Below are 1397 nucleotides of genomic sequence, written 5' to 3' on the forward strand. Positions count from 1 at the left end.
AGGCTGAGACCTGATGCCGAGCCGATTGTGGTGAAGTGGATGATCCTATGCTGTCGAGAAAAGCCTCTAGCGAGTTTCATGGCGGCCCGTACCCCAAACCGACTCAGGTGGTCAGGTAGAGAATACCGAGGCGTTCGGGTGAACTATGGTTAAGGAACTCGGCAAAATGCCCCCGTAACTTCGGGAGAAGGGGGGCCATTCCTGGTGACGGCACTTGCTGTCTGAGCTGGGGGTGGCCGCAGAGACCAGCGAGAAGCGACTGTTTACTAAAAACACAGGTCCGTGCGAAGCCGTAAGGCGATGTATACGGACTGACGCCTGCCCGGTGCTGGAACGTTAAGGGGACCGGTTAGCTTGGATTCGTCCAGGCGAAGCTGAGAACTTAAGCGCCAGTAAACGGCGGTGGTAACTATAACCATCCTAAGGTAGCGAAATTCCTTGTCGGGTAAGTTCCGACCTGCACGAATGGCGTAACGACTTCTCGACTGTCTCAACCATAGGCCCGGTGAAATTGCATTACGAGTAAAGATGCTCGTTTCGCGCAGCAGGACGGAAAGACCCCGGGACCTTTACTATAGCTTGATATTGGTGTTCGGTTCGGCTTGTGTAGGATAGGTGGGAGACTTTGAAGCAGCAACGCCAGTTGTTGTGGAGTCGTCGTTGAAATACCACTCTGGTCGTGCTGGATGTCTAACCTGGGTCCGTGATCCGGATCAGGGACAGTGTCTGGTGGGTAGTTTAACTGGGGCGGTTGCCTCCTAAAGAGTAACGGAGGCGCCCAAAGGTTCCCTCAGCCTGGTTGGCAATCAGGTGTTGAGTGTAAGTGCACAAGGGAGCTTGACTGTGAGACTGACGGGTCGAGCAGGTACGAAAGTAGGGACTAGTGATCCGGCGGTGGCTTGTGGAAGCGCCGTCGCTCAACGGATAAAAGGTACCCCGGGGATAACAGGCTGATCTTCCCCAAGAGTCCATATCGACGGGATGGTTTGGCACCTCGATGTCGGCTCGTCGCATCCTGGGGCTGGAGTAGGTCCCAAGGGTTGGGCTGTTCGCCCATTAAAGCGGTACGCGAGCTGGGTTTAGAACGTCGTGAGACAGTTCGGTCCCTATCCGCTGTGCGCGTAGGAGTGTTGAGAAGGGCTGTCCCTAGTACGAGAGGACCGGGACGGACGAACCTCTGGTGTGCCAGTTGTCCTGCCAAGGGCATGGCTGGTTGGCTACGTTCGGGAGGGATAACCGCTGAAAGCATCTAAGCGGGAAGCCTGCTTCGAGATGAGCACTCCCACCTCCTTGAGAGGGTAAGGCTCCCAGTAGACGACTGGGTTGATAGGCCGGATATGGAAGCCCTGTGAGGGGTGGAGTTGACCGGTACTAATAGGCCGAGGGCTTGTCCTCAG

At 56.0% G+C, this 1397-nt stretch carries 1 rRNA gene (only partly in view); it reads left to right on the plus strand.

Annotated elements, in window-relative coordinates:
• Positions 1-1395: ribosomal RNA gene (locus ACIO9K_RS37860) — 23S ribosomal RNA — on the plus strand; it begins 1792 nt to the left of the window's first position.
• The last annotated feature ends 2 nt before the right edge of the window (positions 1396-1397 follow it).

It is taken from the genome of Kitasatospora sp. NPDC087271 (assembly GCF_044744605.1).
Lineage (GTDB): Bacteria > Actinomycetota > Actinomycetes > Streptomycetales > Streptomycetaceae > Kitasatospora.